Here is a 24440-nt window from a genome sequence, read left to right as displayed (position 1 = left end):
CGTCCCAACGTCGAGGTATGCCCGCCACGCTCGAGGTCCGCTGTACGAACGACGACTGCGAGATGGACATGTTCGAGATGCACTACACGTACGACATGCCGGACAGCGTCGGGGTGTCCGACTTCGCGTGTCCGTACTGCCGGGAGACCGACCCGCTGGAGGCGATCGAGCTATGAGGGGTCGCGAACTCGCCGAGGCGGTCGGCGGCGCGGTGCTGCGACGGATGGGGCAGGCGGCCTCGCAGTTCCAGGAGGAGTCGCCGCTCCCGGTCGACGTCCTCGAGAGCGACGAGGAGTACCTCGTCGTCTTCGACGTGCCCGGCGCACTGACCAGCGACGTCCAGGTGAACTACGCGGAGAACACGGTGTCGGTACGCGTCGACCGCTTCCGCGAGTACCGCGAGGGGTTCGACATGCTGTTCCCCGGCCGGGGCCTGGCCCTGGACGGCGAGGCTACACTCCCCGGGGATGCCGTCGTGGAGGCCGACAGCGCGCACGCCGAACTGAACGACGACGGCACGCTATACGTCTTCCTGCCGAAAGGCGCCGACGACGGCACGCGCATCGACGTCACTCAGGGAAGCCAGGCCGACGACACTCGGACGGAGACCACTGAGACGGACCCGGACGCCGTCGAACAGGTGGACCGCGGCGGAGAGGTCGAGGACGAGTCGGACAGGGACGACGTCCCAATCGAGTAGCTACTCGACGGTCATCCCCTCGACGATGTCGAAGGACTCCTCGCCCGTGAACCGCGTCGGGTCGAAGGCGGCGATCCCGTCGTCACCGAGGATCTGTTCTGCGATCGCTTCGCCGGTGGCCGGCGCGCGCATGAAGCCGTGGCCCTGCCAGCCGGCGGCGACGAAGAGTCCGTCGGCGAGTTCGCCGAGCAGCGGGTCGCGATCCGGCGTGGCCGTGCAGAGGCCTGCCCACGCGCGCTCGATGTCCGGGTCGTAGCCGGGGAGGCGGTCGGCGAGGCGCTCGCGCGTCGCGTCGACGAACCAGTCGTCGCCCGCGCGGTCGTACGTCCCAGGGTCGGCCTCGACGGGTTCGGTGCCGTCGCCGGCGAGCAGGCCAGTGGGGTGCGGGCGGGCGTAGTAGCCCGCGGTGGCGTCGTAGAACGTCGGCATCTCCCCGGGATCGTTCGCCGTCAGAGCCTGGACGCGGTAGGGCTTGAGTGCCACCGAGAATCCGGCGTCGGCGAGCACTCGCTTCGTGTGCGCGCCGGCCGCGACGAGCACGGCGTCGTAGCGCTCGCCGTTCACGCGCGTCGGGTCCGTCGCGACGGACGCGGGCGTCTGCTCTCGGATCTCGACGCCCCGCTCCGCGGCTTTCGAGGCGAGCAGGTCGGCGTACGCGCTCGTGTCGACCACGCCGGCGTCGTAAGCGATGGCGGCCTCGACGACGTCGTCGGTCCGGAGAGCCGGGAAGCGCTCGGCGACTGTGTCGGCGTCGATGCGCTCGACGTGACGGCCCTGGCGCTGCATCCCCGCGACCTGCTCGCGGATGGCCTCGGCCTTCGCGCCGGGTTCGGTGACGAACCACAGGTACGGCGTCTCGCGGACGGCGAATTCGCCGTCGCCCGAGAACTCGCGGAACCGATCGAGGGCGCGGGCCGCGACGTGCGCGTCGACGTCCTCTGCGAACGCGTCGTAGAGGATGCCGGCCGCTCGACCGGTGCTCTCGCCGCCGACCTCGCCGGCGTCGTACAGGGTCACGTGGGCGTCGCGCTGCGCGAGGTCGTGGGCGGCAGTGAGACCCACGGCGCCGCCACCGACGACCGCCACGCGCCTGTCGGTGCCGCTGAGAGAGTCGTCCATACCGGAGCGTGCGGTGGCACCCGCATAACTGCCGCGGACGCGGCGTCCGGCCGCCTGCCGTTAGTTTCACTTTCACTCTGCACGGGTGACGTTAAAGCGGGTACCGTCTAATTTCCAGATATGTCACTCCAGGGAAGACGCCGCCGCACGCCGCGCACGACCGACAGTTCGGAGCGGCGCATCGAGGTGTCGGAGATGACCGCCGCTGGCGTCGCCGCCTACGCGGACAGCCACTCGGACGACGCGTTCCTCGAGCGCCGCGGTGGCAAGACGTTCCTCGTCACCGTCGAGTAGTCAGTCGAGGAAGGCGTCGAGACCCGCCGCAGGGTAGGCGACCACGTGGTCGACGCCCGCCGCACGCAGCGCGTCGACGCGCTCGCCGACTGTTTCTGCGTCGCCAACCAGTGCGTAGTCTCTGACGGCTTTCGACAGCACCTCGCGGGCGCGTCCGTCGGCGGTCCCGTCCGTCGCCGCGTCCTCGGGGAGCGCGCGGGCTACGGGCCTGCGCCGGGCCGCGTACGCGCCGACGGCGTCCAGTATCTCGTCTTCGTCGTCGCTCAGCACGGTGGGCGCGTACACCGCTATCTCGCCGTCGAAGCCAGCCGCTCGCAGCGAGCGCACGGTCCGTTCGGTGCTCCTGGCGAGCAACTCGAACTGCGTCGCACCCGTCGCGAGCGCCGCGCGCTCGACGCCCTCGGTGCCGACCCAGGCGTCCCCGTCGGCCGCGACGGCGGCGCCGAACCGGGGGGCGATTGCGCGCTCGGCCTCCGTCTCCGAGAGGTAGGCGCTGTGCCCGGCGACGACGACGCGGCCGACGTGCTCGGGCAGGTCGGCCGACAGCGAGTCGTCACCGACGGGATCGAACCCGTCCGCGCGGACGGGCGTCGTGAGTCGGACCTCGCGGTCGGCGTCCGCGAGGTCGGCGAGCGCGTCGAAGTCGGGGAGGTGCTCGCGGCCCTCGTAGTCTATCGTGACCGTCTCGAACGCGTCGTGGAGGTCTGGGATCTTCGTCCAGTCGTGTTCGGCGGGTTTCAGCGCGACGGCGTCGACGCCCGCGACCGCGGCGTGGCTGTCGCTTCTCAACACGACAGGTCACCCCGGGCCACGAGACGGAATTGACTCTCAGTACAGTAGCGGAACTCGACCAATCGTCTCTGCGACCATACCCCGGCTACCGCACGAGTCGGGAAAAGGGTGTCGCCCCCGCGAATTACGGCCGCAGGGAGTGGAGGACCTCCCAGGCGTCGTGGCCGGCCTCGCCGGGGTGTGGGAGGCCGAGTCTGTACCGGAGTTCGTCCTGTCGCTTCAGCGGGTCGAACACTCGCGGCTCCTCGAGGCCCCACACCTCGCACGGCCGCGCGTGGACGCGGGAGCGAGAGAGGACGGCGTTGGCGGCCCGGCGCCCGGCCTCGCTGGCGGCCTCCATCGTCGCCAGGTCGGTGTCCACGCGCACGTAGTCGGCCGCGAGCACGAGGTTCTCCGCCTCCGTCCCCGCCTCGGGCCGGTGTCGGAGGCTCCCCACCGTGTTGATGACCAGCGGCGCGTCGTTCGTCAGTCCACCCTCACCCTCCCCGAGCGCCGGGTCGAGGAAGTGCGAGACGCGGGCCTCGTCCGGCAGTTCCTCGGGGCCGAGGTGGGCCTGCACCTGCGCCCAAATCTCCTCGACGACCTCCTCGCGCGTGCACTCCCTGGCTGGCTTGCCGTACAGCACGCCGGGCGTCTCCCAGTCGGAGGCGATGACTGACAGCACACCCTCGACCTCCCCGCCCGAACGCGCGACGGGGTCGTGGTCGACCCAGAACTGCCGCTGGCTGATGGACGTGAGCGCCCACGGCGAGTCGACGTAGACGGCGTGCCCGCCGACGATGGGGACGTCGCGGTCGAGGTAGAACTGGACGCCGTTCATCCACGCCGTCTCGACGTGTTCGACGCCGGCCAGCGACGGGGCTGCGCGCCGCAGTTCCGGTGTGACGAGACGCCGCATCACATCCACGGGGAGCGCGGCGACGTAGTAGTCTGCGGTGACGCGCTCGCCATCGACGACGGCGCCAGTCACCCGTCGGCCGTCGCTCTCGATGGCCGTGACGGGGGCGTCGAGTTCGATGGTGACGCCCCGTTCGTGGAGGTAGCCGACCCACGGGTCGAACCACACCTCGCTCGTCGGTCCGTCGAGCACCCGTTCTGCGGGCCTGTCGGGGTAGAACTGACCGAACAGCAACTGAAGGTAGATCGACCCTACGGTGCGCGCGCTCCCCACCTCCGGGCGGAGCGCGACCAGCGCCTGCGTGGACGCCGCGAGGTGTTTCTGGTACGCCGGGGACATCTCCGCGGCGTCGATGAACTCCCACCACGACGTGCGCTCGAACTCGTCCTCGCGGCGCTCCTGGCAGCTCGTCAGCAACACCGCGAGCCGCGAGAGGAAGTGTGCGATCTCGTGGCGCGGCACCGACCCGCCCGCGATCTGTGGCCGGAACGCGTCCAGCCACTCGCGGGGCGTCGACGGGCGCTCCGTGGACGCACGGACGGCGAGGTCACCGATTCCCGAGACGAGCGTCTCGCTGGTCGCCACGAGGTGGTCGGCGACGCTCCCGTCGGCGTCCGGGATGCGCTCCATCGTGTCCACGACGTTCCGGTAGTACGCCGGGAAGAACCGGAAGCCGTGCTCCCCGAGCAGTGGCTCGTCGTCGTCGGAGGCCGGGATGCTCCGGGCCTTCCCGCCGACGCGGTCGTTGGCCTCGTAGACGGTCACGTCGAACCCGCGCTCGGCGAGTTCGTGGGCCGCGGTCAGGCCGCCGATTCCTCCCCCCAGCACCGCGACGGTCGGCGAGTCGGACATCGGTGACCCTTGGAGCCGTGACACCTTCAGCGTGTTTCCTACCCGTCGGGGTCCATCTCGACGACGTCTGGGTCGCGGTCCGGTGGCGTCCAGCCGCAGGCGAGTTCGAGGAACTGCACCAGGATGCGGCCGGTCGCCCCCCAGACGGTGTAGTCGTTCACGTGGAAGAAGTGGACGAGCGCCTCGCCGTACGACGGGTGGCTGCGCTTCTCGAGTTCGTAGTTCGTCGGGTCGGTGAGCCCCGAGAGCGGGAGCACGACCACCTCGTCGACCTCGCGCTCGTCGGGTTCGTACTCGCGGTCCGGGACGCGCCCGACGAACGGCGTCACCGAGTAGCTGGTGACCGTGCTGATGTCGTCCAGTTGACCGACGAAGGAGAGTTCCTCGTGTCGCAGACCGATCTCCTCGTGGGCCTCGCGGGCCGCCGTATCCCAGAGGTCCGCGTCGCTGGGCTCGCGGCTGCCGCCGGGGAAACTCATCTGTCCGGGGTGCTCGCCGAGGTGGTCGGCGCGCATTGTGAACAGCAACGCGGTCTCCTCGCGCTCGACGACGGGGACGAGCACCGCCGCGTCCCGGTCCTCGTCCGTGATTCGCTGCGGACGGTGGGCGGCCACCCGCGAGAGGTCCATGGTGGGCGGGACGGACGCGACGCCCTTAACTCACGCGTCGTCGGCCAATCGTTGCCGCACTCCCCCGAGTTCGACCGGCGCCCACGCCTCGGCGTCGTAGGTCACGTCGACGAGGGCGCGGGCGCGCTCGTCGTCGGCCCCTGCGGCGTCGGCCTCCAGTCGCTCCCGGACCGCGTCGGCGAGCGCGTCGCGGTCGACGCTCCGGCGCTCGACGTCCATGATGTGCGGGAGGTCCCCCGCGTTCTCGGGGAGGTCCGGGAACGCGACGGGACCGGGTACGAGTAGCGTCTCGTCGCCCGACTCGACCGCCACGAGGTAGTAGTCGCGGAGCGCCGCCTCGACGGCCGCGTCGCTGTTCTCGAACTCCTCGCCGCGCTTGAAGGCCAGTTCGGCGAGTGCGTCGTCGAGTTCCTCGCGCGTCAGGCCGCCGAAGAGGTCCGCGATGCCCGCGAGTTCGTCCCCGTCCATGAACTGGGGTGTCGACCGCGTGGGCTTCAATCCTCCGCGTCCGCCGCGGCGGCCGCCGCCACCTCCCCGGGGTCGAGCGGGGCGTCCGTCCAGGCGGGCAGGCGGGTGTCCGGACCCGGCGGTGCGATCGCCTCCGCATACATCTCCGTCTGGGCGCGCTCGTCGGCGGCGTCGTAGTCAAGGTCGTTGAACGCGGCGTCGGCGCCGTAGGCCCGCACGAACTCGCCGGCGCGGTCGAGGTAGCGCTCCGCGAGCGTGTCGTACTCCACGTCGACCCCGGCGTCCGCCAGCGCACGGAACAGCGCGCTCCCGACGCCCTCGCTCATCTCCGAGAGCCCGGTCGGCCCGGAGACGGCGCGGTGGTCGTGTTCGTACCGGCCGAGGTCGACCTGCGCCGCGCCAGCGGTCCCCGCGAGCCGGAACGCCTCGCCGAGCGTGCCGACCTCGAGTCCCCACGTTCGCTGTACGCGGAGGCCGCGAGCAACCTCGCTCGTCATCGCGCACTCCCCGGCGAGCGCGTACCGGAAGGCGCCGAGGAACGACAGGACCTCGTGGTCGTGGGCGTCGTTCAGGGCGGCGACCAGCGGCTCGTAGAACAGGCGGAACAGCCGGCCGTAGAGGCGGTCGTTCTCCACGCGAGCGTAGTACCCCTTCGAGAAGTCGAAGCCCTGCGCGAGCGGGAAGAGGAGTTTCCGGACGTCGCGGGCCTCGTAGGTCGTCGTGTCCGCGTCGTGAACCACGACGAAGTCGTTGTTGGCGGCCGCGACCCCTAGCGCTAGCCAGACGTCCCGGCCCTTCCCGCGCGCGCCGTCGAGGTCCGCCTCGGCGAGCAGCGACTCGACGCGCGGCCCGTCACACCAGAGGACGGTGAGGTCGACGTCGAACTCGTCGAGCCACGCACAGAACTCGGGAACGCGCTCGGCGGGCGCGCGCAGCGGCACGACGACCGCCGCGGGGTCGACGGTCTCCAGCTCGGAGAAGACGCGTTCGGGGGCGAGGCCGGCGTACTCCCGGTCGGTCATCGGCACCACCACGGCGGTGCGGTCGGTCGGCGCGTCCGGGTCCGCGGCCCCGTAGTCGTGGAGCGTCGCCACGCGCTCCTGCGTGTAGTCCATACCCCGTCTGCGGACGCCCGTCCCAACTAGCTTGCGCCAGCGGGCAGGCGGCCGGCGCGGTAGAGGACCACGAGCGCGACGAGCAGCGCCCCGACGCCGAGGCCGCCGACGCGGAAGACGAGGTCGTAGCCGTACTCCATGCCGAGCAGCGTCCCGACGGCGACGCTGCCGAACGCCTGGACGACCATCATTGCGCCGCTGTAGCCGGCGTACGCGCTTGCGCGGTCGGCGTCCGGGAGGCTGTCGAGGAGGAACGTGTCGATTGCGGGGACGAGGCTGTGGACGGCGTAGCCGAGCACGGCGGAGACGAGCGCCACCCCGATCACACTCTCCACGACGGTCATCGCCAGCAGGGAGAGAACGAACCCGCCGAGCACCGCCAGCATCAGCGGGACGTGGCGGAAGCGGTCGGCGAGTCGGCCCGTGTACCAGAACGCGGGGACGCCGGCCGCGAACACGACGGTAAGCAGCGTCTGCGCCGTCGACGCGGAGACGTCCTTCGTGGCGATGAGGTACTTGATGTAGAAGTTGAAGAAGCCGTTCCAGACGAAGCCGGCGACACCGACCACGACGACACCCAGCAGGACGATGCGGTACTGGCGCCGGATGGCACCGAGGAGTTCGCGGTCGGCGGCGCCCGCGTCGGGCAGGTCCGCACGGCCCGCGAACACGTAGATGACCGCAGTGACGGCGAGCGCGGCGGCCGACAGCAGCCAGAACGGCGCCCGCCAGTCGTAGCGGACGAGCAACAGGCCGACGAAGACGGGCGCGATGGCGGCCGCGAGCTGCGAGGCCGTGCCGTGGACGCCGACGACGCGGCCGACGCGCTGGGGGAACAGCTCGCTGATGAGGGGGTTCGCCGCGACGAAGTACGCTCCGGAGGCGAGGCCGACGAGCAGCGCGCCGAGCATCACGAACTCGATGGTCGGCGCGAACGTCATCCCGAGCGAGGAGACGGCGAGCAGGACGCCCGTCCCGAGGACCACGCGGTGGCGCTCGACGCGCGTCAACAGGTAGCCCGTCGGCAGGCGCGGGAGCGCGCTGCCGAGCCACACGAGCGTCGCGACGAGTCCGACGGCGGCTTCGCTCGCCACGAAGTGCGACTCGAGTGGCGCGACGAGCGGCGCGAAGACGACGCGCCCGAAGTTCACGAGGAACACGAGCGCGCACAGCGACCCGAACAGGCGGACGCGTCCCGCGTCGCTCCCGGCAGACGGACTGGACACGACCGCACTTCACGGGCCGGCCTGTCAACAGTTGTGGTTCCGGTGGCGACCGTACCACGGGCGTTAGCCGGTGTTTACTGAAGGTACGGAGTGTGCAACGATGGTCCATGAGTTCGGTGACCAAGGCGCTTCGCTCCGGGACAGTGCGGAAGGACACCTACGAGCGGCTGGTGTGCGACGACTGTAACAGGCAGTTGACCACCCGCGACCGGGGCGGTGTCGGCTGGCGGCGGGTCTGTCCCGACTGCGGCCGCGAGTGGAAGCAGCTCCGCTAACTACTCGAAGACGGCGTCGAAGGCGTCCGCACCCAGCGGCTCGAAGGAGCCCGCGGCGACGTTCTCGCGGACGTGCGCTGGGCTCGTCGTGCCCGCGAGCGCCGACGTGACGCCCGGCGCGCTCCGCGCGAAGTTCAGGCCGCGCTGGGCCGCCGTCTCCCCGGACAGCTCTGCGTCGACGGCGTTGGGGATGCCCCGGAGCACCTCGCCCTGCGCGAGACTCGCGGACGTGAACACGTTGAGTCCCGCCTCGTGTGCGAACCACAGCACGCTCTGGTCACCCTCCGGTCCCGACTGCGACTCGCAGGTGAACGCGTCGGCCATGTAGACGTTGAACGGTAATTGTACCGCGCGGAGGTGCGTCGCCGTGTTCCCAACCTCCTTCGCCGCCGCCCGCGCCCGGGAGATGAGTTCGCCCAGGTCGAGGTAGCGCTCGTGGTCGCGGGGGACGCGGAACGCGTCCCACGTCGCCACGCCGTAGTGGTTGATGTCGCCCGCGGCCGCTCGCCGCTCCAGGCGCTCGAAGGTGGCTTCGAGCTGGTCGTACAGCTCGCTCGCGGGCCGCTCGTCGAGTTGCGTCTCGGGGTTGTGGACGTAGTAGAGGTCGATGGTGTCGACGTCGAGGTTGCGCAGCGACCGGTCGAGCTGGTCCTCGACGTACCCCGATGCGACCGCGTGGCTGCCGTGGGCGAGGTCCTCGGGGTCGACGATGCCCGCGTCGACGTACTCCGAGCGGACGTACTCGCCGGGGTTCTCGGGTCGCTCGCCGTCGAAGGGGACGAAGCCACCCTTCGTGGAGAGGAAGACGGCGTCCCGGTCCACGTCGGCGTCCGCGAGCGCCCGCCCGACGACGCGCTCGCTGCGCTGGTTGCGGTAGTTGATGGCGGTGTCGACGACATTGCAACCGGACTCGACGGCCGCCCGGACGGTCTCGTAGTAGGCGTCGTCCACGTCGTCGGTCGGGTCGCCGAGGTAGGTACCGAGGCCGACGCTGGAGACCGCGCGGTCGCCGACGCGCCGGAAGTACGTCCGCGCCATCCCCTCGCCGAACCGCTCCTTGTACCGGAACGTCGCGTCTGCGGTGGCCATACCGGACGTTGCCCGGCCGCTTACTTGTACTCCCCGCGACGGAACGCCTCGACGGCCGGCCGGTAGCCCTCCCGGAACGTCGGGTAGGAGAACTCGTATCCCAGCTCACGGAGCAACGCGTTCGAGCAGCGCTTGCTCGTCCGCAGGCGCCGCTCTGCGGGCGTCGAGAGGTCGCCCGCCGCGAGGCGCTCCTCGACGGTCTGTTTCTCGGGCCACGCTACGCCGCACTCGTCGGCGAGCCAGTCCGCGAACGCCCACTTCGACACCGGTTCGTCGTCCACCGCGAGCAGCACGTCCTCGTCCGCGTCGATGAGCGCGAACCGCACGACGCCGGCGGCGTCCGCGCGGTGGATCATGTTCAGGTAGCCCTCGGTGACCGGGCCGTCGAGGTAGCGCGTCAGTCGGTAGCGGTCCGGGCCGTACAGCCCCGCGAACCGCACGACGGTCGGGTCAATCCCCGCCTCGGTTCCTTCCTCGAGGGCGACCCGCTCTGCTTCCGCGAGCACCTCCGTCTTCTCCGTCGTCGGGTCGAGTGGCGTCTCCTCGTCCACCCAATCACCGCCGTAGTCGCCGTAGACGCCCGTACTCGACGTGTAGACGAACTGGTCGGGCGGGTCGTCCCGCGATCCGAACTGCTCGATCGCAGTCCGGAGTCCGTCGACGTACACCTCGCGGGCCGCCTCGGCACCCCGACCCCCGGAACTCGCCGCGAAGACGACGGCGTCGACGTCCGGAACCGAAGCCAGCGAGTCGGCGTCCGTGACGTCCGCGCGGACGGCCTCGAAGCCAGCCGCCAGAATCGAATCGATGCCGTCTGCGGAGCGCCGGACGCCGACGGGTTCGTGACCCGCCGCCGTCAGCTGACGGCCGAGTTCGAGACCGACGTAGCCACAGCCGAGCACGGCGACGTCCATCAGTACGGGTTCTCGCTGGCGATGTACCGGTAGATGCGGGCGTACTCCGCGAGCGTCATCGGCTGTCGCCCCTCGATCTTCTGCTGTATCTCCTTGGGATCGAGGTCGCCGTCGAGGCCGGCCGCGAGGGCGTCCACGTCCATCACGGCGGAGCTCATCTGGAGCATCACGTGGTCTCGGACCTCGAGGAGGATGCCCTCGGCGCCCGGCCAGTCGTCGCTCGTCCCGAGGATGGCCGCAGCCTCCTCGAGGGTGAACGTCAGCGACTCCCCCGCGACCAGCGCGTCGAGTCGCTCGGTCGCGATATCGGACTGCTCTGCGACGGCGTCCACGCCGACTGACTCGACGGCGTCCCGAAGCGTCGACAGGTACTCCGCACGCAGCTCTTCGGGGGTCACCGCGTCCGGGTCCGCGATTTCGTCGGTTAGCACGCCCCCACGTAGGCACCCCGTGTTCAAGGAGGCTACGACTCACCAGCCCGAGGACTGCTCGTCGGCGTCACCGTCGACGTCGCCGACCCCCCGTGGCCCGGCCGGCACGACCACCGCCACGGTCGCCTCGACGTCGAAGGAGAGCCGCTCGTTCCGCCCGACGCGGTCCGGTCTACCGTCCCCGTTCACGTCGAACGCGACGGGTTCGGTCTCGCGGACGTACGCCGTACCGTTGCCGGGGCCGACCGGCGAGCCACCCGACGCGTGCACGACGAACCGTGCCCACTCCCCGCGAATCGAGACGGACCACGCGTTCGTCGTCGCGTACCAGAACCCGGGGACGGGCGCCAGCGGCAGGCCGGCCGGCACCGACCCGACGTCGGCGGCGCCGAGTCGTTTCGCCGCGCGCTCGGCGGTCACGGTGCCGGCCTCCGAGAGCGCGTTCTCGGCGACGATGCGACCGACGTGCCGCGTCGACGCGACCGTGTCCGAGACCGTTCCGGCCGCGACGCGGACCGCGCCTCGCTGGGCGATTTTCGGCGCTTCCGCGCGGAGTCTCGCCGCCAGTCGATCGCGCTGGACCTCGGAGGCGTCCGCGATTCGGGCGGCTTCGGCGGCGACGGCCCGGGCAGCCGAGCCGTTGGCGACCGCTTTCGCGCGGGCGTCGAGGCCCGTCCAGCGAGCGAGCGCCTCCAGGCGGGTCTCGACGTCACCGAGTCGCTGGTGGACCGCGGCCGTGTCCGACAGGTCGGCGACGCTCACGTCGTCGTCCGTCAGTGCACGTTCGCCCGTCCGCACTCTGGCCGCGAGTTCGTCATCCGACATGACCGGGGGTGGTCCCGTTCTGGTACTTAATGCTCGGGGCGCAACGTTGATGCAGGAGCGCTGTGAGGCATGTCGTATGAAAGCCGCCCTCATCGGTGTCGGCCAAGCCGGCGGGAAGGTGACGGAGGCCCTCCTCGCGGAAGACCGACGAGCGGGCTACGACTCGATTCGTTCGGCGTTCGCCATCAACACGGCGGAGACGGACCTCGAAGGACTGGAGATCGACACGATGTTGATCGGACAGGACCGCGTGAAAGGCCATGGCGTCGGCGCCGACAACGAACTCGGCGCGGAGGTCATGCAGAACGACATCCGCGAGGTGATGGGTGGCCTCGACGGCGTCGTCGACCCCCATACAGAAGCCATCTTCGTGATCGCGGGACTCGGCGGTGGCACCGGCTCCGGCGGCGCGCCCGTCCTGGTGAAGGAGCTCAAGCGCGTCTACGACGTTCCCGTCTACGCACTCGGCATCCTCCCCGGGCGCGACGAGGGCGGCATCTACCAGGCCAACGCGGGTCGCTCCCTGAAGACGCTCGTCCGCGAGGCCGACTCCACGCTCCTCGTCGACAACGACGCCTGGCGCCAGACCGGCCAGAGCGTCACCGAGGCGTACGACGCCATCAACGAGCGCATGGCGCGCCGCATCGGTATCCTCCTCGCCGCCGGTGAGGGTATCGAGGGCGTCGGCGAGAGCGTCGTCGACTCCAGCGAGGTCATCAACACGCTCAAGTCCGGCAACATGTCCGCTCTCGGGTTCGCCACCGCCGAGGCCGCACCGGACGCCGGCGAGAACATCAACGTCGTCACCTCCACCACTCGGAAAGCTCTCCTCTCGGGCATGAGCGTCCCCGAGACGACGGAGGCCGGCGCCGCACTCGTCATCGCGGCCGGCGAGAGCGACCGCATCCCACGGAAAGGCGTGGAGAAGGCGCGCTCGTGGGTCGAAGAGGAGACCCGAAGCATGCAGGTCCGCGGCGGCGACTTCCCCATCGACTCCGACAACGTCGCCGTCCTCGTGCTCCTCTCGGGCATCGCCCGCTCCGAGCGCATCCAGCAGTTCATGGAGCGCGCGAAGGCCGCCAGCGAGGAGGTCGAGCGCGAGCAGGTCACGGAGGACTTCCAGAACGAAGAACTGGACGGGCTCTTCTAAACGGAGCTTTTTACTCCGGCGGGTGCGCTCGCGCACCGCTCCTCGCAAAAAGCTACACTAAAAACGTCCCGCGAGCCGGAGGCTCGCGGTGAATCGCCTCGCTACGCTCGGCGAATGCCACAGCAAACCGCAAAACAGCGGCCGCAAGCCGTCGTCAGTCGTCGGCCTGCACGAGACTCGCGCCGTCGAACTCGCGCTTGTCGTACTGCACGTCGAGCAGGTCGAGGAGAGTCGGCGCGATGTCGTAGAGGTCCGTCCCCTCAGGCACCTCGACGTCCGGGTCGTCGGCGACGAGCGTCGCGTTCTCGAAGGAGTGCATGCCCGTCCGCGGGCCGACGCTGAACACGTCCTCGCTGCCCTTGAAGCCGGCCTTCAGGTCGAAGCCGTGGTTCGGGATGGCGACGAGGTCCGGCGCGATCTCGTCGTGCGCCCCGTCGAAGACGTCCTCGCCCTCGACGACGCGGTCGACGACCTGCTCGCCGTCCGGGCCCTCTAGGGATTCGAGTTTCTCCTTCAGTTCCGCGCGGACCGACTCGTACTCCTCGGGGGCGACGCTCCCGCGGGGTTCGCGGTCCTCGAGGTTGATGTAGAACCGGCCGGGGATGAACGAGTACGCCTTCGTATCGTCGTCGATGTCGTCGAGGCTCTCGTGGTCGTCGTCCTCGTAGGAGAGCCACCCCTCCTCCTCGAGCCACGCGTTCAGGTGGACTTCGTAGTCCTCGCTAGTGAACCCGTGGTCGGAGGCGACGACGAGGGTGACGTCCTCGGGAAGCGCATCGCGGAGTTCGCCGATGTAACGGTCGACCTTCGCGTAGAACTCGAGGAACTCCTCGTAGTACTCGCCGTCGCGCTCGTAGTCGTCGAAGAGGAAGTGGTTGACGCGGTCCGTCGTCATGAACACGCCGAAGAAGAGGTCCCAGTCGTCCTCCTCGACGTAGTGCAGGAACGCCTCCTGGCGGGCGTCGATGGTCTCGTGGGCGTTCTCGAGGAACTCCGTCTTGTCGTCGTCGTGGCCGAGTTTCGCGTTCGTGTCGATGCGGTAGTCGATGGACTCCAGGTAGGTCGCGACGTCCTCGGGGTGGGAGGCCTTCTCGATGTCCGGGGAGAGGAACCCGGAGACCATGCGCTGGATGTCGCGCTGGGGCGGGAACGTCACGGGGACGTTCAGGACGGTGGCGTCCCGGCCGGCGTCGGTGACGCGGTCCCAGAGTCGGGTCGCCTGCACGTCGCGGCCCATCGGCACGTACGTCTCGTAGCTGCCGACTTCGCGGTCCTGGAACCCGTATACGCCCGTCTCACCGGGGTTGACGCCGGTGGTCAGCGACGGCCAGCACGCGCTGGACTCGGGGGGCACGATGCTGTCGATGGCACCGCCGGACCCCTCGTCGAGCACGTCGTGGAGGTTCGGGAACGTCTCGGGTTCGGCGCGGACGAGGCTGTACGGGACGCCGTCGATACCGACGAAGGCGACCCGCGCGTCGTCACTCCCGCGGAGTCGGTCGAACAGACCCATACCTCCCGACTCGCCGTTGTCGCACTAAAGCGTTGGTCTTGGCGGCCAGATAGGTCGCTACCCGGTCAGGCCTGCTCGAAGGACGCGAACAGCGCCTTCCGGGTGCTCGCGTCGATGAGTTCGTCGAGGGTGGGCTGCTGTTCGGCGCTCACGCGACTGAACAGTCCCAGCGGCACGCGAGCGGTCGCGGCATCGGCGTCGCCGCCCAGCGCCTCCGTCTGGTCGAACGCCGTCGAGAGCACGTCGAGCGCGCTGGTGCGGACGTCCTCCGCGCGGCAGGCGGTGACGACGGTGTCCTCGTGGACGCCGAACGCCGCCGCCGAGGAGACCCCGTCGAGACGGAGCAGCGTGTCTGCGGCTTCCTCGAGGGAGCTGACGGCGGGCACGCTGCCGACGTTCGTGACGGCGAAACTCGCGCGGCGCTCGCGGTTGGCGATCGCCTCGCCGATGACGTCGAACGTCTCGCCGCTCATGCCGGGCGCACGGAGCGCGTCGATGGTCCCCTGGTCGGCGAACTCCTGGAGGAAGCTAGCTGCCTGGAAGTCCTCGCGGGAGCGGACCCGGCGGAACTCCCGGGTACCCGCGCGGATGCCGTAGAGGAGCGCGGTCGCGACGTCCTGTTCGGGCGTGCGGTCGGCGCGCTCGATGAACCGCGCGACGATCGTGGAGGTGGCGCCGGCGTCGTTGCCGGCGATGACGAGCGGGTGGTCGACGGCCGCGGGGCGGTGGCGCACCACCGCGACGACCGGCGGCCGATTGGCGAACGAGGGGACGGTGCCGCCGCCGCCGACCGCGACTGCGCCGTCGTAGTCGTCGAGCGGGTCGTCGGCGACGTCGAGTGTGAGGTTGAACAGGTTACAGAAGGCCTTCGCGTCGTCGCTAGTCACCCGTCCCTCGGCGAAGACGCGCGCCGAGACGCCCCACTCCTTGCAGAGCTCGCGGAGGCCGATAGCGGCAGCGAGCGCGTCTACACTCGGATTCTCGGGGACAACGAGGGCAACCGATTCGAGTCCCGCGATGGTGTCCCGGAGCTGTTCGAAGTCCTCGCTTCGGGCGTCTGCGCGACGGCGGCGAAGGACGGAGCTGACGGCGTACACCCCCGCACCCCCGGCGATCAGGGTGATGGCGACGAACGCGATGGTGGGTAGCGGAGCCGAGCCGACCTCGGAGAGCATGTGACCGAGAGTCACTGCGGACGGTTAAGAACCTTGTCCCGCACGAGACGCTGAGCACAGCGAAGTGTCTCGGAACGAGCGAGCGGTGAACGAAGTGAATCGGCAGCCCCTGGCTACCGAGCGTGTCGGGACTACGGAGTAACGAGTGGCGGGCGTGTGCCTATCGGGAGGACCGTCGAGGGAGTTCGTCCTCGTCGTCGGAGTCGAAGTTCGTCGGGACGACGGTGACGTGGTGCATGCCGAAGTCGGCGCGGGTGGGTTCGGACCGGTTGGCAGCCATCACGGGAGGAGGTAGGGGAGACACCCGGAAGTAATTACCCATGCGCATAACACATGGGGCCGCTCCGGACCATTCGCCGCGGTAATCGGGCGTCCGACTGCCGGGTTACCCGAAGTGCTCGGAGTAGAGGTCCTGGGCGTGTTCGATGGCGTCCTTGGCGGCCGCCGCGTCCTCGAACCCCTGGGTCTCGACCTGCTTGCCCGGTTCGAGATTCTTGTACGTCTCGAAGAACTCCTCGATCTCGTCGAGGGTCTGCTGGGGGATGTCCGCGAGGTCCTGGATGTGGTCGTAGCGGGGGTCCTCCTCGGGCACCGCGATGACCTTGTCGTCCTGCTCGCCGTCGTCGTCCATCTTCATCAGTGCGACCGGACGGGCCTCGATGACACAGCCCGGGAACGTCTGGTCCTCGACGAGCACGAGCACGTCGAAGGGGTCCTCGTCGTCGTAGTATGACTGCGGGATGAACCCGTAGTCCGAGGGGTAGTGGACGTTGCTGTGGAGGACGCGGTCCAGCACCACGCCGGGGACGTCCTTGTCGTACTCGTACTTGTTGCGCTCGCCTTTCAGACACTCGACGACCGCGTAGATGACGTCGGGTGCGTCGGGCCCCGTCTCGAGGTCTTCCCAGAGGTTCGTCATAGCGTTCGCAGGTGCACCCCCGGCGGAAAAAGAGCTTTCGTATTGCGGTCCGAAACGGAGAACCCGCTACTGATTGAGAAGTGTTTAAATAGATGGGTGACATTTGCGTTGGTATGTCAGAGGCACAACCCGCCACGCGCACAGACGTGCGGGACCTGACTGCGTTCCAGAAGAACATCCTGACCGTTCTCGCCGAGGAAGCCCGCTACGGGCTCGCCATCAAACGAGAGCTCGAGGAGTACTACGGGCAGGAGGTCAACCACGGACGACTCTACCCGAACCTCGACGACCTCGTCAACAAGGGGCTCGTCGAGAAGTCCGAACTCGACAAGCGCACCAACGAGTACGCACTCACGGACGACGGCTTCGAGGCAGTCGTCGACGACCTGGAGTGGGCGCTCTCGAAGTTCCTCGTCGACGAGGAGCGCAAGGAGCGCGTCAGCGGCATCGTCGCGGACAACTGAGGCACACCCGCGGTTTCTCCGGTTCCGACGTCCCCTCAGCGACTGCCGTCTTCTGCGGCGTCGAAGACGTACGATAGGGAGTCCTCGACGACCTGGCGCTGCTCCTCGGTGGGCCAGGTGTTCCGCGGGAAGAACTCCGCGAGGAACTCCTCGCGCTCGCGCGCCGAGGCCGTGTCCATCGGTCGGGCGTAGTGGTTGCTCATGAACGTCGCGAACGCCGCCGCGTTCTCGCCGTGGACCTCGCCGTGTGCCTCGCGGACGCGCTCAACGAGTTCCGCGTTGCGCTCGGCGGCGGCGTCGTAGTCGCCCTGTTCGCCCGGCCCCGCGATCGACACCTCCGCCGCCCGGTCGGTGTCCTCGACGTCCGCGAGCTGGACCGCGCCCTCGTCGTCCAGCCAGTCCGCGGGGTAGCAGACGAGCGTGTGGTCGTCGTCGCGGACGCGCGCGACGAACCCGTGCTCCTCGAGCAGGTCGTCACGGCGCTCGCGGTACGCCGCCGCGGCGTTGTCGTCGACGGCGTTCCGGGCCAGTCGGGTGAGCCGTTCTGCCTCGTCGACCACGTCCGCAGGGAGTTCAGTCATTGTCAGTCATTGTCGAGCGCCTCGTTCGCGAGTTCGTCCGCCCGGTCGTTTACCTCTCGCGGTACGTGGGTCAGCGACCAGTCGTCGAAGCGCTCGAGTAGTTCCCGGACCGCCACGCGTTTCTCCCGGAGGTCGGGGTCGTTTGTGTCCCACGCACCCTTCACCTGCTTGACGATGAGCTGTGAGTCCCCCCGGATCTCCACCTCGTCGAAGCCGAACTGGTCGGCCGCGCGCAGGCCGGCGAGCAGCGCCTCGTACTCGGCCTGGTTGTTGGTAGCGCGCCCGATGGTCTCGCCGTTCTCGGCGACGATGCCGTCACCGGAGACGAGCACCCACCCGACCGCCGACGGACCCGGGTTGCCGCGGCACGCGCCGTCGAAGTAGACGTGGACGCGGCCGCCGCGCTCGGGTTCGACGACGGCAGTGATGTCCGTCGGATTCGCCCCCTGGACAACGAGTTTGTCCTCGTAGGCGACTGCGTGTGCGTCCCCGAGGTCGGCGTGCCACTGCTCGTACTCGGAGTTCCCCTCGCTGAACGTCGCGCCCGCGTCGGCCAGTCGCTCGCGCGCGGTCTCGACGTCGCATTCCACCACCGGCATTGATTCGACGTCACCTCGCGCCCCGTATATGGGTTACTATTCGGGATTTGCTGATACGCACCCTCTAGAGGCCGTATTCGGGAGATAATCGGTCTCTAACTCGGATTCTGTCGTTCGAGTTCCGGACCAATGCGGGCAACGGATTTAAATGTTTGCGCACCGCTAATATAAAAGTGCGATGACACGGTCCACTCGCCAGCGGGAGCGAGAAACAGCGACAGAGCAGGAGGAGTCCGAGGAGGGGGTACGGGAGTGCCCGGAGTGCAGCTCTGACAACCTCGTGAAGAGTTCGGACCGCGCGGAACTGGTCTGCGAAGACTGCGGCCTCGTCGTCGAGGAGGAGCAGATCGACCCCGGTCCAGAGTGGCGAGCGTTCAACCACCAGGAACGACAGGAGAAATCCCGGGTCGGCGCCCCGACCACCCAGACGATGCACGACAAGGGTCTGACCACCACCATCGACTGGAAGGACAAGGACGCCTACGGCCGGTCTATCTCCTCGAAGAAACGGTCGCAGATGCACCGCCTGCGGAAGTGGCAGGAGCGCATCCGCACGAAGGACGCCGGCGAGCGCAACCTCCAGTTCGCGCTCTCCGAGATCGACCGGATGGCCTCGGCGCTCGGCGTGCCGCGGTCCGTCCGCGAGGTCGCGTCCGTCATCTACCGCCGCGCACTGAAAGAAGACCTCATCCGCGGGCGCTCCATCGAGGGCGTCGCCACCAGCGCGCTGTACGCAGCGTGCCGCAAGGAGGGCATCCCGCGGAGCCTCGAAGAGATCTCGGAGGTGAGCCGCGTCGAGCGCAAGGAGATCGGTCGCACCTACCGCTACATCTCCCAGGAGCTCGGGCTCGAGATGAAGCCCGTCGACCCCAAGAAGTACGTACCGCGGTTCTGCTCGGAGCTCGAACTCTCCGAGGAAGTGCAGTCGAAGGCCAACGAGATCATCGAGACTACTGCCGAGAAGGGACTGCTCTCCGGAAAGTCCCCGACCGGCTACGCGGCAGCAGCGATCTACGCCGCGTCCCTGCTCTGCAACGAGAAGAAGACCCAGCGCGAGGTCGCAGACGTCGCGCAAGTGACGGAAGTCACCATCCGGAACCGGTACCAGGAGCAGATCGAGGCGATGGGCATCCACGGCTAGGTCTCGCCTCCTTTCTCCGCCGGCCACGCCGTCCCAGCGGCGGCGCTGCCCGCCGCGGGCCGCCACTCACCGCATCGAAGAGGTTTTGACCGCACGTTCGGAAGCGGGGAGCATGACTACCCCGTGGGAGGACTGGGACCACGTGCTGAAGGTGGACCCGGACAAGTCGCTCGTCGACGGCGAGACGTTCGACGACGTCTGCGAGACGGGCACGGACGCCATCGAGGTCGGCGGCACGCTGGACGTGACCACCGAGAAGATGCAGCGGGTCATCGACGCCTGCCGAAAACACGACGTGCCGCTCTACCAGGAACCGTCGAACCCGGCCGTCGTGGTCGACGACGACGCGCTGGACGGCTACCTCGTCCCGGTCGTGTTGAACGCCGGCGACCCCTTCTGGATTACGGGCGCCCACAAGGAGTGGGTGCGCATCGCCGACCTCGACTGGGAACGCACCACGACGGAGGCGTACGTCGTGTTGAACCCGGAGGCGAGCGTCGCGGAGTACACGGAGGCGGACTGCGACCTCGGCGCCGACGACGTCGCCGCCTACGCCGAGGTCGCCGAGCGGATGTTCGGCCAGGAGATCGTCTACGTCGAGTACTCGGGGACACTCGGCGACACCGACGTGGTCGAGGCGGCCGCCGAGGCGCTCGACGACGCGACGCTGTTCTACGGCGGTGGTATCGGGGACTACGAAGCGGCCTACGAGATGGGCAAACACGCCGACACCGTCGTCGTCGGCGACCTCCTCCACGACGAGGGCGTCGACGCGGTTCGCCAGACCGTCGAGGGCGTCCGAGACGCCCACGCCGACTGGTAGTGGCCCTGGTCTAGTCTAGTCCTCATGGACCGTCAGGTCAAGGTAGCCGTACAGCGAGTACTGTAGGAGGCCGGCGGCGAGCCCGATGGATAGCACGAGCGTCAGTCAGATGTGCTTCGTATAGAGGAACTGGACGACCCAGAAGGCCGACAGCCACATTAGCAGGTACTCGCCGAGTCGGGCTGCCCTGCCGAAGCCAATGTTGCTCGCGGCCCGCCAGGTGTTGCCCTCCCCGAACGGGACGACCTGGTGGTCATCGGAGGGCTCGATCTGGGGAGCGGTGCAGTTCGGGGGTGGAGGGCGGGCGGCATGCCTTGTATGCGCATCATCCGCAAAGGTTTATAAAGGCCTGTTTCAAACCGACTGAACGAGCCCACACATGCCCTCCAAGCAGTACGAGGCATTGCTGTTCACCAGTATCGAATGGAGTAATCGACAGAGGAACACCCTCGACGTCAGGCCACGGACTGTCGGCTTCCTCGCGGCGCTCGCCACCCTCGCGGCCATCTTCAACTACATAATGGTGTCGGGCGCCATCGTCGAGACGTGGATCCTGAACCGGATGTACTGGCTGTTCTTCCCCACGTTTGTCCTCTTCGCCCGCTACGCCATCGTCCCACTGGCCACCAGCGCCGACCAGTCCAGCGGCCAGGTCAAGGCGTTCCTCCGGCGGCCCGCCGGGGTCGCGAGCGCAGCCTGGGTCGCCGCCAGCGTCACCGCGTTCCTAGTGCTCACGGTGGTCTCGCTCAACGTCTTCGGTGACGTGGTCCGCGACGTGCTCGACCCACACGAGGAGGTGGCGTAGATGAGCGACCCACTGCTCTCCGTCCGCGACCTCCACACCCAGTTCGACACCCAGGAAGGGACCGTGCGCGCCGTCGACGGCGTCAGCTTCGACGTCCAGCCCGGCGAGACGATCTGTCTCGTCGGCGAGTCGGGCTCCGGGAAGACAGTCGCCTGCGAGTCCATCACGAAACTCATCCCGACGCCGCCCGGAAAGATCACGAGCGGCGAGGTGAACTTCGACGGCGAGAACCTCGCGGAGCTCTCCTCGAAGGAACTCGAGGCGTACCGCGGCGGCCGCATCGGCCACGTCTTCCAGAACCCGCAGGGCGCCCTCGACCCGGTCTACACCGTCGGCGACCAGCTCGTCGAGGCCATCCGACTCCACCGCGACGTGCCGAAGAACGTCGCCCGGGAGCGCGCGGTCGAACTGCTCGACCGCGTCGGCATCGGCGACGTCGAGGAGCGCATCGACGACTACCCCCACCAGTTCTCCGGCGGGATGAAACAGCGCGTCGTCATCGCGATGGCGCTCGCCTGCGACCCGGACCTGCTCATCGCGGACGAACCGACCACCGCGCTGGACGTCACCATCCAGGCACAGGTCCTCCGCCTGCTCGACGACCTCCAGGCGGAACGCGGGATGGCGATGGTGTTCGTCACCCACGACCTCGGCGTCGTCGCCGAGATCGCCGACCGCGTCGTCGTGATGTACGCGGGGAAGGTGATGGAGACCGGCGACGTCTACCAGGTGTTCGAGAACCCCTCGCACCCGTACACGAAGGCGCTGCTAAACTGTCTGCCCGGCCGCGGGCGGACGCTGGAGACCATCGGCGGGACGCTGCCGGACCCGACGGACCCACCCGAAGGCTGCCGATTCCACCCGCGCTGCCCGCACGCAGTGCCGGCCTGCGAGCAGGGTGGCCAGCCCGACTTCGAGGACGTCGGCGGCACCCACGACGTCTCCTGTGTCCTGTACGGGACGGACCACGAGGTGCCCCGTGCCATGGAGGTGGATGATGACTGACGACGTCGTCCTCTCGGTGCGGGACCTGGAGAAACACTACCCCGTGCGCTCGGGACTGCTGCGCCGCGTCACCGGCCACGTGAAGGCCGTCGACGGCGTCAGCTTCGACGTCAGCGAGGGCGAGACCGTCGGCCTCGTCGGCGAATCGGGCTGCGGGAAGTCGACGACGGCGACCAGCCTGCTGCGCCTCGAGGAGCCGACCGGCGGCGAGGTGTACTTCGAGGGCGAGGACATCACGGAGTACGACGACGACGAGCAGACAGAGTTCCGGCGGCGCGCCCAGATGGTGTTCCAGGACCCGAACTCCGCGTTCGACCCGCGGATGACCGTCGGCGAGTCCGTCGCCGAACCCCTCGGCATCCACGGTCTCCGGGACGAGGAGCGCCAGCAGGAGATCGTCACCGACCTGCTGGAGCGCGTGGGCCTCTCGGCGAGCGACGCCGACCGCTACCCCCACGAGTTCTCCGGCGGGCAGAAACAACGCATCGCGCTCGCTCGCGCGCTCATCCTCAACCCCGACCTGCTGGTCGCGGACGAACCGGTGAGCGCCCTCGACGTGAGCGTGCAGGCCGAAATCCTCTCGCTGCTCGACGACCTCCAGGCAGAACTGGACCTGTCGATGCTGCTCATCAGCCACGACCTCGGCGTCGTGCGGCAGGTCTGCGACCGCGTCGGCGTGATGTACCTCGGCGAGATGGTCGAAATCGGGCCGACCGAAGAGCTGTTCGAGAACCCCCAGCACCCGTACACGGAGGCGCTACTGGCGTCGATCCCCGACCCGAACCCCCGGAACCGCGGGGACGCCGTAGAGCTCACCGGCGACGTGCCCGACCCGTCGAACCCGCCGTCCGGCTGTTCGTTCAACACGCGCTGCCCACACGTCGTCCCGCCGGCGGCCTACGACTTCCCCGAGGGGTCGTTCCGGCAGGTGCTTGACTTCCGCCTCGCCGCCGAGCACGGCGACGTGAGTGCAGATGAACTCGACGACGGGAGCGACGTCCGCGCGGCGTTCGACCTCCCCCGGAAGCTCCCGGACCCCGACGCCGAGGCGGTCCTCTCGAACGCCGTCGACGACGTGGTGGCTGGCGACGTGGACGCGGCCGCAGACCGGCTCGGCGACGCGTTCGCGACCATCTGCGAGCAGGAGCAACCCGAACTGGAGGCGACCGACGCGGGCCACCCGGCTGCCTGCCACCTCCACGACGCCGACAGCGAGGACGCCGCACCGGAGCTGACGCAGTCCCACGGCTGAGCGCCGTCCCGGGACGGAGCGCCCGTCCCACGCCGGAAATGAAGTCGTTTAAGGCCGGTCCTCGTGAACCGAGAGGCATGGAAAACCGTACGTACACGGCGGACGCCGAGCCGGGCGACCACGCGACGGTCGCCGGCTGGGTCCACGAAGTCCGGGACCTCGGTGGCATCGCGTTCCTCATCCTCCGGGACAAGTCCGGGAAGATCCAGGTCAAGTTCGAGAAGGACGAGATGGACGAAGACCTCGTGGAGACCGGGCTGAACGTCCACCGCGAGTCCGTCGTCACGGTCACCGGCGACGTCGAGGAGGAGGGCCGCGCGCCGACGGGCGTCGAGGTCGTCCCCGAGAGCATCGAGGTGCTCGCCGAGGCCGACCCCCAGCTTCCCCTCGACCCCTCCGGGAAGGTCGACGCCGACCTCTCGACGCGCCTCGACAACCGGACGCTCGACGTCCGGACCGACGAGACGAAGGCCGTCTTCGAGATCCGCGCCGAAGTCCTCCGGGCGGTCCGCGAGTACTTCCGATCGGTCGGCTCCACCGAGATCAACACGCCGAAGATCGTCGCCACAGGCACCGAGGGCGGCACGGAGCTGTTCCCCATCACGTACTTCGGTCGCGAGGCGTTCATGAACCAGAGCCCCCAGCTGTTCAAGCAGCTGATGGTCGGCTCCGGCCTCGAGCGCGTCTTCGAGATCGGTCCCATCTTCCGCGCGGAGGAGCACAACACGCCGCGGCACCTCAACGAAGCGACGATGATCGACTTCGAGTCCGCGTTCATCGACCACGAGGAGGCGATGGACGTCTGCGAAGGCACGCTCCAGGCGGCCTACGAGGCCGTCGAGGAGAACTGCCAGGAACAGCTCGAAGTGCTCGGGATGGCCGAAGAGTTCGAAGCCCCCAGCGAGGACTTCCCGCGACTCACCTACGAAGAGGCCATCGAGCGCATCAACGCGACCGGCGAACTCGACGAGCAGCTCGTCTGGGGCGACGACCTCCCCACCGAGGGCGAGAAGGCGCTCGGCGACGACGTCGGCGGCCACTACTTCGTCACCGACTGGCCCGCGGAGATCAAGCCGTTCTACATCCAGAACTACGACGACGACCCCGACCTCTCGAAGGGGTTCGACCTGATGCACCCGCGGATGGAACTCGTCTCCGGCGGGCAGCGCGAACACCGCTACCCCGAACTCGTCGCCGGCTTCGAGCACCAGGGCCTCGACCCCGAGCAGTTCGACTACTACACGAAGATGTTCAAGTACGGGATGCCGCCCCACGCCGGCTGGGCGTACGGCGTCGAGCGCCTCGTGATGACGATGCTCGACCTCGACAACATCCGGGAAGCAGTTCTCTTCCCGCGAGACAGACAGCGCCTGAGTCCGTAGGCGA

General features: G+C 68.9%; 28 protein-coding genes. 12 read left to right on the top strand and 16 right to left on the bottom strand.

Annotation, left to right across the window (positions count from 1 at the left end):
* Positions 1–17 precede the first annotated feature (17 nt).
* Complete coding sequence (locus LT965_RS11380) at positions 18–176, top strand: DUF7559 family protein (protein ID WP_232700919.1); 159 nt, start codon at positions 18–20, stop codon at positions 174–176.
* Positions 173–700 carry an Hsp20/alpha crystallin family protein gene (locus LT965_RS11375; protein WP_232700918.1) on the top strand — a complete coding sequence of 176 codons (528 nt, stop codon included), beginning with the start codon at positions 173–175 and terminating at the stop codon, positions 698–700. Before LT965_RS11380 ends, LT965_RS11375 begins: the two co-directional genes overlap by 4 nt.
* Here the strand turns inward: LT965_RS11375 and LT965_RS11370 are convergent, their stop codons facing one another.
* Positions 701–1819 carry an NAD(P)/FAD-dependent oxidoreductase gene (locus tag LT965_RS11370; protein WP_232700917.1) on the bottom strand — a complete coding sequence of 373 codons (1119 nt, stop codon included), beginning with the start codon at positions 1817–1819 and terminating at the stop codon, positions 701–703.
* A gap of 120 nt (positions 1820–1939) precedes the next feature.
* On the opposite strand from LT965_RS11370, the gene LT965_RS11365 reads away from it, so the two are divergent.
* Positions 1940–2113 (top strand): hypothetical protein, encoded by a 174-nt coding sequence (locus tag LT965_RS11365; RefSeq protein ID WP_232700916.1) that lies wholly within the window; start codon positions 1940–1942, stop codon positions 2111–2113.
* Here LT965_RS11365 and LT965_RS11360 read toward each other — a convergent pair whose 3' ends face one another.
* From LT965_RS11360 to LT965_RS11335, 6 genes are all read right to left on the bottom strand, one after another.
* Positions 2114–2905 carry a DUF7388 family protein gene (locus LT965_RS11360; protein WP_232700915.1) on the bottom strand — a complete coding sequence of 264 codons (792 nt, stop codon included), beginning with the start codon at positions 2903–2905 and terminating at the stop codon, positions 2114–2116.
* Positions 2906–3029: 124 nt separating this feature from the next.
* On the bottom strand, positions 3030–4655 hold the full coding sequence (locus LT965_RS11355) for a hydroxysqualene dehydroxylase (protein ID WP_232700914.1): 1626 nt from the start codon (positions 4653–4655) through the stop codon (positions 3030–3032).
* Between the two features lie 38 nt (positions 4656–4693).
* Positions 4694–5284 (bottom strand): NUDIX hydrolase, encoded by a 591-nt coding sequence (locus tag LT965_RS11350; protein ID WP_232700913.1) that lies wholly within the window; start codon positions 5282–5284, stop codon positions 4694–4696.
* A 30-nt stretch (positions 5285–5314) separates the two neighbouring features.
* A complete protein-coding gene (locus tag LT965_RS11345; protein ID WP_232700912.1) occupies positions 5315–5752 on the bottom strand; it encodes a DUF7109 family protein in 438 nt (145 codons plus the stop codon).
* 26 nt (positions 5753–5778) lie between these two features.
* Entirely contained in the window at positions 5779–6867 is a 1089-nt protein-coding gene (locus LT965_RS11340) for a glycosyltransferase family protein (protein ID WP_232700911.1), read from the bottom strand.
* 26 nt (positions 6868–6893) lie between these two features.
* Entirely contained in the window at positions 6894–8093 is a 1200-nt protein-coding gene (locus LT965_RS11335) for an MFS transporter (protein ID WP_232700910.1), read from the bottom strand.
* Positions 8094–8200: 107 nt separating this feature from the next.
* Here LT965_RS11335 and LT965_RS11330 point away from each other — a divergent pair, with 107 nt between their 5' ends.
* Positions 8201–8368 carry an HVO_0758 family zinc finger protein gene (locus LT965_RS11330; RefSeq protein ID WP_232700909.1) on the top strand — a complete coding sequence of 56 codons (168 nt, stop codon included), beginning with the start codon at positions 8201–8203 and terminating at the stop codon, positions 8366–8368.
* Here LT965_RS11330 and LT965_RS11325 read toward each other — a convergent pair whose 3' ends face one another.
* The 4 genes from LT965_RS11325 to LT965_RS11310 are packed head-to-tail and all read right to left on the bottom strand — an operon-like array spanning position 8369 to position 11627.
* A complete protein-coding gene (locus LT965_RS11325; RefSeq protein WP_232700908.1) occupies positions 8369–9457 on the bottom strand; it encodes an aldo/keto reductase in 1089 nt (362 codons plus the stop codon).
* 20 nt (positions 9458–9477) lie between these two features.
* Positions 9478–10371 (bottom strand): SDR family oxidoreductase, encoded by an 894-nt coding sequence (locus LT965_RS11320; RefSeq protein ID WP_232700907.1) that lies wholly within the window; start codon positions 10369–10371, stop codon positions 9478–9480.
* The gene (locus LT965_RS11315; RefSeq protein WP_232700906.1) at positions 10371–10802 is read right to left on the bottom strand and encodes a DUF5791 family protein; all 432 of its coding nucleotides are present in this window, start codon (positions 10800–10802) and stop codon (positions 10371–10373) included. The genes LT965_RS11320 and LT965_RS11315 overlap by 1 nt, the downstream gene beginning before the upstream one ends.
* Before the next feature lie 39 nt (positions 10803–10841).
* The gene (locus tag LT965_RS11310) at positions 10842–11627 is read right to left on the bottom strand and encodes a DUF7286 family protein (protein ID WP_232700905.1); all 786 of its coding nucleotides are present in this window, start codon (positions 11625–11627) and stop codon (positions 10842–10844) included.
* A 76-nt stretch (positions 11628–11703) separates the two neighbouring features.
* Between LT965_RS11310 and LT965_RS11305 the strand changes: the two genes are divergently transcribed.
* On the top strand, positions 11704–12777 hold the full coding sequence (locus tag LT965_RS11305; protein ID WP_232700904.1) for a tubulin/FtsZ family protein: 1074 nt from the start codon (positions 11704–11706) through the stop codon (positions 12775–12777).
* A gap of 154 nt (positions 12778–12931) precedes the next feature.
* On the opposite strand, the gene LT965_RS11300 is transcribed toward LT965_RS11305, so the two are convergent.
* From LT965_RS11300 to LT965_RS11290, 3 genes are all read right to left on the bottom strand, one after another.
* Positions 12932–14290 (bottom strand): alkaline phosphatase family protein, encoded by a 1359-nt coding sequence (locus tag LT965_RS11300; protein ID WP_232700903.1) that lies wholly within the window; start codon positions 14288–14290, stop codon positions 12932–12934.
* 65 nt (positions 14291–14355) lie between these two features.
* Entirely contained in the window at positions 14356–15465 is a 1110-nt protein-coding gene (locus LT965_RS11295) for a DHH family phosphoesterase (protein ID WP_232700902.1), read from the bottom strand.
* A 385-nt stretch (positions 15466–15850) separates the two neighbouring features.
* The gene (locus LT965_RS11290; protein ID WP_232700901.1) at positions 15851–16384 is read right to left on the bottom strand and encodes an inorganic diphosphatase; all 534 of its coding nucleotides are present in this window, start codon (positions 16382–16384) and stop codon (positions 15851–15853) included.
* Positions 16385–16497: 113 nt separating this feature from the next.
* On the opposite strand from LT965_RS11290, the gene LT965_RS11285 reads away from it, so the two are divergent.
* Positions 16498–16848 carry a PadR family transcriptional regulator gene (locus LT965_RS11285; protein ID WP_232700900.1) on the top strand — a complete coding sequence of 117 codons (351 nt, stop codon included), beginning with the start codon at positions 16498–16500 and terminating at the stop codon, positions 16846–16848.
* A gap of 35 nt (positions 16849–16883) precedes the next feature.
* Here the strand turns inward: LT965_RS11285 and LT965_RS11280 are convergent, their stop codons facing one another.
* Entirely contained in the window at positions 16884–17429 is a 546-nt protein-coding gene (locus tag LT965_RS11280; protein WP_232700899.1) for a DUF7108 family protein, read from the bottom strand.
* 2 nt (positions 17430–17431) lie between these two features.
* Positions 17432–18028 (bottom strand): ribonuclease HI, encoded by a 597-nt coding sequence (gene rnhA, locus LT965_RS11275; protein WP_232700898.1) that lies wholly within the window; start codon positions 18026–18028, stop codon positions 17432–17434.
* A gap of 178 nt (positions 18029–18206) precedes the next feature.
* Here rnhA and LT965_RS11270 point away from each other — a divergent pair, with 178 nt between their 5' ends.
* From LT965_RS11270 to aspS, 6 genes are all read left to right on the top strand, one after another.
* Positions 18207–19169, top strand: coding sequence for a transcription initiation factor IIB (locus LT965_RS11270; protein ID WP_232700897.1), 963 nt, complete (start codon positions 18207–18209; stop codon positions 19167–19169).
* A 112-nt stretch (positions 19170–19281) separates the two neighbouring features.
* Positions 19282–19992 carry a phosphoglycerol geranylgeranyltransferase gene (locus LT965_RS11265; protein WP_232700896.1) on the top strand — a complete coding sequence of 237 codons (711 nt, stop codon included), beginning with the start codon at positions 19282–19284 and terminating at the stop codon, positions 19990–19992.
* Between the two features lie 379 nt (positions 19993–20371).
* Positions 20372–20797: a hypothetical protein gene (locus tag LT965_RS11260; RefSeq protein WP_232700895.1), complete on the top strand. Its 426-nt coding sequence runs from the start codon at positions 20372–20374 to the stop codon at positions 20795–20797.
* Positions 20798–21802 carry an ABC transporter ATP-binding protein gene (locus LT965_RS11255; RefSeq protein ID WP_232700894.1) on the top strand — a complete coding sequence of 335 codons (1005 nt, stop codon included), beginning with the start codon at positions 20798–20800 and terminating at the stop codon, positions 21800–21802. It abuts the gene before it with no gap.
* Positions 21795–23054, top strand: a complete 1260-nt coding sequence (locus tag LT965_RS11250) for an ABC transporter ATP-binding protein (RefSeq protein WP_232700893.1) — start codon at positions 21795–21797, stop codon at positions 23052–23054. The genes LT965_RS11255 and LT965_RS11250 overlap by 8 nt, the downstream gene beginning before the upstream one ends.
* Before the next feature lie 77 nt (positions 23055–23131).
* The gene (gene aspS, locus LT965_RS11245; RefSeq protein ID WP_232700892.1) at positions 23132–24436 is read left to right on the top strand and encodes an aspartate--tRNA(Asn) ligase; all 1305 of its coding nucleotides are present in this window, start codon (positions 23132–23134) and stop codon (positions 24434–24436) included.
* The last annotated feature ends 4 nt before the right edge of the window (positions 24437–24440 follow it).

The sequence above is a fragment of the Halobacterium wangiae genome, assembly GCF_021249345.1.
GTDB classification, from domain to species: Archaea; Halobacteriota; Halobacteria; order Halobacteriales; family Halobacteriaceae; genus Halobacterium; species Halobacterium wangiae.
The sequence above is the reverse complement of the archived record's forward strand: the minus strand, read 5'-3'. Positions and strand labels throughout refer to the sequence as shown.